Origin of the sequence: Leucobacter sp. G161, assembly GCF_001482305.1 — a bacterium.
In the GTDB taxonomy this organism is placed as follows: Bacteria; Actinomycetota; Actinomycetes; order Actinomycetales; family Microbacteriaceae; genus Leucobacter.
In genome coordinates this window covers 146550-152549 of record NZ_LOHP01000084.1, presented here as the reverse complement: position 1 = coordinate 152549, position 6000 = coordinate 146550, and the positions used below count along the sequence as shown (strand labels likewise).

The window sequence follows — 6000 nt, the reverse complement described above, 5'->3', positions numbered from 1 at the left end:
CGTGACCCGCGGCAAGCAGCTGTGCACCGAGCGATGCGATCATCGCACCGTTGTCGGTGCACAGGGATAGCGGAGGCACCCTGAGTTCAACACCTGCGGCCGCAGCGCGCTCCGTAGCAACCTCACGCAACCGGGCGTTTGCGACAACACCTCCGCCGAGCAACAGCCGCGGAACGCCGAGATCCGCGCACGCGGCGAGCGCCTTCGTGAGCAGCACGTCAACCACTGCCTCCCGGAAGCTCGCGGCAACATCGGCGACGGGAACCTCTTCACCGGCTGCGACACGTTTCTCCACCCAGCGCGCCACCGAGGTCTTCAGCCCCGAGAACGAGAAGTCATACCGGTGCTTCGCCATGTCTTTCGGCAGCGTCAGGCCGCGCGGGAACCTGATCGCCTGCGGGTCACCCGCAGCCGCGACCCGGTCAATGTGCGGCCCACCCGGGTACGGGAGGCCGAGCAGGCGAGCGACCTTGTCAAAGGCCTCCCCCGCCGCATCGTCAATGGTTTCGCCGAGCAGCTCCACATCGCTCACGAGGTCGCGCACGAGCAGCAGCGAGGTGTGCCCGCCCGACACGAGCAGTGCGACCGTCGGCAGCTCGAGCTCGCCGACCGTCCCCACAGCTGGTCGTAGGCCGTCGCCGTGTAACAAATCGGCGCCGACATGTCCCACCAGATGGTTCACCGCGTACAGTGGCTTGTCGAGCGAGACCGCGAGCGCTTTCGCAGCGGACACCCCGACCATGAGTGCCCCGGCTAGCCCCGGCCCACCGGTCACGGCGATCGCGTCGACGTCGTCGAGCGTCACCCCCGCGTCGGTGAGCGCTCGTTCGATCGTCGGGTTCATTGCTTCAAGGTGGGCGCGTGCTGCGATTTCCGGAATCACGCCGCCGAAGCGGGAATGCTCGTCCATCGACGACGCGATCGCGTTCGCGAGCAGCGTCCGGCCACGGACGATGCCAATGCCTGTCTCATCGCAGCTCGTCTCGATGCCGAGCACAAGCGGCTGGCGTTCTGCTGCGTTCACTGTTTCACTCACTGTCGGTCCTTTAGCTGCAACTGCATGACGATCGCGTCGACGCCCTCCGGCTGGTAATACCCGGGCCGCACCCCGATCTCGACAAAGCCGAGCGAGAGGTACAGGCCGCGCGCGGGTGGATTGTCCGCACGCACCTCGAGGAACACCTGCGAGGCGCCGCGGCGGTCCGCCTCGTCGAGAAGCTCATTCATGAGCGCGCGGCCGTGGCCGGCGCCTCGCAACGCGGGATCGACGGCGATGGTCTGAATGTCGCCGTCCGGGGCGACGACGAGTACGCCCGCGTAGCCGCGGATCGCGTCCGACTCGTCGACGAGCACAATGTAGCGTCGACGCTCACCGGTGAGCTCCTCCCGCACGATGTCGGCGCTCCACGCGTCGCTGCCAAACAACTCGGCTTCGAGAGCTGCGACGGCCGCAATGTCGGCGAGTGCCGCGTCACGAATGTTCACGGCGTGACCGGCTTCGGGGCGCGCGGCTGCATCACGTCGGGGAGCCTGAGGTAGAGTGCCTGCTCGGAAGCGAAGTCGCGGCCTGCTGCGAGGTGCCGTGCGGCGAGCCGCACGAGCGCCGCCGCAGGCAGACGCTCAGGCCAGAGCTCGTTGGTGACGCTCTCGTAGCCGTCGCGGGGCGCGAGATGCGGATCGCCAGCGCGCTCCGGAATCCCTGCCCAGTCGAGTGACGTGTAGTCGGTCACGAACAGCTCTCTGCGCTTCGCGTCCTGCACAATTCGTACCCCGGAGGTTGCCCCCGCTTCGAGCTGTTCGAGCGCCGCAGCGTCGTGGCTCACGAGCGGCAGCGTGGTCAGTCCACGGCCCAGCGCGAACGCGTTCGCTGCCGCAATCCCGACGCGCAACCCGGTGAACGGGCCCGGCCCCATCCCGGCGGTCACGTGGGTGACGCTCGCGGGATCGATCCCTCGCTCTGCAAACACGCGCGCAATGAGGGTGCCGATCGCCTCAGCGTGACCGCGCGGGTCGTCACTCGACACCTCCGTCACGCTCTCGGCAGCGCCGACAGCGACGCTCGTTCCGAGCGAGGTATCGATCGCCAGGATCACTCGGTCCCCGAGCTCCGGCGCCGCAATCGTGCGGACGTTCATCGCGGTCACGCGAGTACCCCGTTCTGCCAGCGCGGGCCGTGCCCGGTGACGGTGAGTGTGCGGGGCTCGACGGGGGCCTCCGCGTAGTCTTCGAGATCGTCGGCATCGGAAGCGTCGTCGCCGCCAAGCGGGCGGTCGATGACGACGTCCAGCCACGAGTCGCGGGCATCGACAAGGCCAGCTCCCCACTCGGCAACGACAACCGAGCCATCGAAATCAAGGTCGAGGTCTTCGACCTCGCTCGCGTCGGCAAGCCGGTATGCGTCGACGTGCACGAGCGGAGCTGCCCCCACCAGGGAGGGATGGGTGCGCGCGATGACGACGGTCGGGCTCTGCACGGGGCCGCGAACGCCGAGCCCCTCACCGATCCCGCGCGTCAAGGTTGTCTTGCCCGCGCCAAGTGGGCCAGTGAGAATCACGAGATCGCCGGCGGCGAGCACCGCACCGAGACGAATGCCCAAATCGTGCATCGCGTCGGGGTCTCCTGCCGTGAACTGTTCCACGACACTCATGCGTCCTCCTCATCAACCGCGCGCCGAAGCACACGTGGACCGATGCCGACAAGGATCTCATAGTGGATCGTGCGCATGAGCCCCGCCCAGATATCGATCGACGGATATCCGCGCTCCGGGTCGCCGAACAGCACGACCGGCGCGCCCAGGTCGATACGCCCGCCCACCGGCCCAACGTCGACGATGAACTGGTCCATGCCGATCCGGCCGACGATGGGGCATGGCTCCCCCGCGATCGTCACCCATGCGCCAGCACCGTTGAGCGCGCGCGGCATGCCGTCGGCATACCCGACCGGCACGAGGGCGAGCGTCGTTGCGACCTCGCAGATGTGGTTGAACCCGTACGAGACGCCCGTGCCCGCCGGGACACCGCGCAGGGCGACAACCTCCGAGCGAAGCGTCATCGCGGGGATGAGCCCGAGCTGCGCCGAGTTCTTGCCGGGGATCGGGCTCAGGCCGAACGCGGCCACCCCGACACGCACCGTGTTGTAGTACAGCTCGGGGCGCGAGAACGTCGCGGCGCTCGCGGCGAGGTGAATCATCTCTGGGTCAGAGCCAGCAGCCCGTAGCAGCGCGAGGGCCTCGTCGAAGCAGGCGCCCTGCGCGAGGTCGGCCTCCTCACCCGCATTCGCGAGATGACTGAAGATGCCACGCACCCGCACGAGCCCCTCGCGTTCGAGTGCTGCACCGCGCGCGAAGAGGGCCTCCCACTCGTCGCGAGCAGCCCCGTTACGACTCAGGCCGGTATCAATCTTGAACTGCAGGGTGGCCTGCTGACCGGTCACACGCGCGGCCTCGGCGAGCGCTTCCAGCTGTCTGAGGTGCGCGATCCCAACATCGATCGACTGTTCGATTGCCGGCGCGAAGTCGACGCGCGGCCCATGGAGCCAGCAGAGCAGCGGTGCGTCGATACCGCACTCGCGCAGCTGCAGCGCCTCCTCGAGGTCCGCGGTCGCGATCATTGATGCGCCACCCTCGACAGCCGCTCGCGCAGCGATCTCAGCGCCGTGGCCATAGCCACCGGCTTTCACCACGACGATGACCTTCGCATCACCCGTGAGTTCCCGGATCCGACCAACGTTCTTCCGAATCGCCCGAACCGAGATGTCTGCCACCCGCATTGAACCAGTTCTCATGCCGCCGCACCTCCGCGCTCAACAATAACGAACGCCGTCGCAATACCGATGTCGTGGGTCATCGACAGGTCGATCCGATCCGCACCGCGCGCCTCAAGCGCCGCGAGCAGACCGGCCGTCGGCACGAACTCGGGAGCACGCAACGCGTTGCGTCGCACCTCCATGTCTGACCACGTGAGATCGCCCGAGTCGCCAAGCGCCTTGATGAGCGCCTCCTTCGCGGCAAACCGGGCCGCGAGCGACGGCGTCGACAGCTGTCCCTCGGCCTCGCTGAACAGACGTCCGCGAAGCTTTGGCGTGCGCTCGAGCTGCCGCTCGAAGCGCACGATGTCGACAGTGTCGACGCCGATGCCGATGATCACTCGACCGTCACCGATTTCGCCAGGTTGCGCGGCTGATCCACGTCGAGGCCCTTCGCGGTCGACAGCTCGAGCGCGAACCACTGCAGCGGAACGACCTGCAGGATCGGATCGAACAGCGCGTCCGTGAGCGGGATCCGCACGACATCGTCAGCGAACGGCAGCACCGCGGTGTCGCCCTTCTCCACGATCGCGATGACGCGTGCGCCGCGCGCGCGGATCTCCTGAATGTTCGACACAACCTTCGAATGCATGAGCGGTGAGGTGCGCGGACTCGGCACCAGCACGAACACGGGCTGACCGTGATCGATGAGCGCGATGGGACCGTGCTTCAGCTCGCCAGCGGCAAAGCCCTCCGCGTGAATGTACGCGATCTCCTTGAGTTTGAGCGCCCCCTCGAGCGCTGCCGGGTACCCGACGTGGCGCCCAAGGAACAGCACCGAGCGGGTGTCCGCCATCCAGTGCGCGAGCTGGGCGATCTGTTCGTGCGTCGCGACGGCCTCAGCCATCTTCTCCGGGAGCGTCTCGAACTGTTCGACCGCGGCTGCCTCGTCTTCGGCTGAGAGCGTGCCGCGCACGCGCCCCAGATGCAGGCCGAGCAGGTAGAGCGCCGTGATCTGCGCGACAAACGCCTTCGTCGACGCGACAGCGACCTCAGGCCCTGCGTGCGTGTAGACAGCGGCATCTGACTCGCGCGGGATCGTCGCGCTCTGCGTGTTGCAGACCGACACGGTCGTCACGCCACGCTCGATCGCGTACTTCACGGCCATGAGCGTATCCATCGTCTCGCCCGACTGGCTGACCGAGATCACCATCGTGCGGTCAGTGAGCACCGGGTCGCGGTACCGGAACTCGTGGCTGAGCTGCACCTCGACCGGGATGCGCGCCCACTGCTCGATCGCGTACGACCCGACCATGCCCGCGTATGACGCCGTGCCGCAGGCAACGATGATGATCCGGTCGATCTCCTTCAGCCGATCCTCGCCGAGCGCGGTGAGCTCCGGGATCTCGACGTGGCCGTCGACGATGCGGCCGCGAATCGTGTTCGCGATAGCCTCCGGCTGCTCGTTGATTTCCTTCGCCATGAACGACGACCAGCCGCCCTTGTCCGCGGCGCCCGCATCCCACTCGACCTCGTACTCCTCGAAGTCGACCTCGGCTCCGGTGAAGTCCGTGATCCGCACGCTGTCAGGCGTGATGATCGCGATATTGTCCTCGTTTACGACGACCGCCCGACGCGTGGACGACACGAACGCCGCGACGTCAAAGCCGAGGAAGTTCTCGCCCTCACCGAGCCCAACCACGAGCGGGGAGTGATGGCGAGCGGCCACAATCTTGCCCGGCTCGCTCTGGTGCATCGCAAGCAGCGTGAAGGTGCCGTGCAGCCGCTGCACGACCTCGCGGAACGCAGTCTCGAGGTCCTTCCCCGATGCGGTCTCCAGCCCGAGCAGCACGGCAACGACCTCGGTATCGGTCTCACTGAGCAGCTCGGCGCCGCGCGAGGTGACCTCGTCGCGGAGTTCTGCGAAGTTCTCGACGATCCCGTTATGGATGACCGCCAGTCGTCCATCGTCGCCAAGGTGCGGGTGCGCGTTGACGTCGGTCGGCCCACCGTGGGTTGCCCAGCGGGTGTGGCCGATTCCGGTTCCCGCAGCCTCGAGCGGGCTCGCCTTGAGAAGATCTTCAAGGTTGACGAGCTTGCCTGATTTTTTCCGTACGGAGACACCGCCGGTATCGTCGATGACTGCTACGCCCGCGGAGTCATAGCCGCGGTACTCGAGTCGACGAAGTCCATTCAGCAGCGCCTCAACAGTGTCATTTGGGCCTGCGTATCCAACGATTCCACACATACACCCGA

7 protein-coding genes are annotated in these 6000 nt (G+C 67.0%); all 7 read right to left on the bottom strand.

What is annotated here, in order from left to right:
• A partial coding sequence (tsaD, locus tag AUL38_RS15160) for a tRNA (adenosine(37)-N6)-threonylcarbamoyltransferase complex transferase subunit TsaD (RefSeq protein WP_059063375.1) occupies positions 1 to 1036 on the bottom strand: 1036 nt, incomplete at its 3' end.
• Positions 1033 to 1485: a ribosomal protein S18-alanine N-acetyltransferase gene (rimI, locus tag AUL38_RS15155; protein ID WP_059063373.1), complete on the bottom strand. Its 453-nt coding sequence runs from the start codon at positions 1483 to 1485 to the stop codon at positions 1033 to 1035. The genes rimI and tsaD, both read right to left, overlap by 4 nt.
• Positions 1482 to 2135, bottom strand: a complete 654-nt coding sequence (gene tsaB / locus AUL38_RS15150; protein WP_201023766.1) for a tRNA (adenosine(37)-N6)-threonylcarbamoyltransferase complex dimerization subunit type 1 TsaB — start codon at positions 2133 to 2135, stop codon at positions 1482 to 1484. Before tsaB ends, rimI begins: the two co-directional genes overlap by 4 nt.
• 5 nt (positions 2136 to 2140) lie before the next feature.
• Entirely contained in the window at positions 2141 to 2647 is a 507-nt protein-coding gene (gene tsaE, locus AUL38_RS15145; RefSeq protein WP_059063371.1) for a tRNA (adenosine(37)-N6)-threonylcarbamoyltransferase complex ATPase subunit type 1 TsaE, read from the bottom strand.
• Positions 2644 to 3783: an alanine racemase gene (gene alr, locus AUL38_RS15140; protein ID WP_059063369.1), complete on the bottom strand. Its 1140-nt coding sequence runs from the start codon at positions 3781 to 3783 to the stop codon at positions 2644 to 2646. Before alr ends, tsaE begins: the two co-directional genes overlap by 4 nt.
• The gene (locus AUL38_RS15135) at positions 3780 to 4145 is read right to left on the bottom strand and encodes a holo-ACP synthase (protein ID WP_059063367.1); all 366 of its coding nucleotides are present in this window, start codon (positions 4143 to 4145) and stop codon (positions 3780 to 3782) included. Before AUL38_RS15135 ends, alr begins: the two co-directional genes overlap by 4 nt.
• Entirely contained in the window at positions 4142 to 5992 is a 1851-nt protein-coding gene (glmS, locus tag AUL38_RS15130; RefSeq protein WP_059063365.1) for a glutamine--fructose-6-phosphate transaminase (isomerizing), read from the bottom strand. Before glmS ends, AUL38_RS15135 begins: the two co-directional genes overlap by 4 nt.
• Positions 5993 to 6000: the final 8 nt, after the last annotated feature.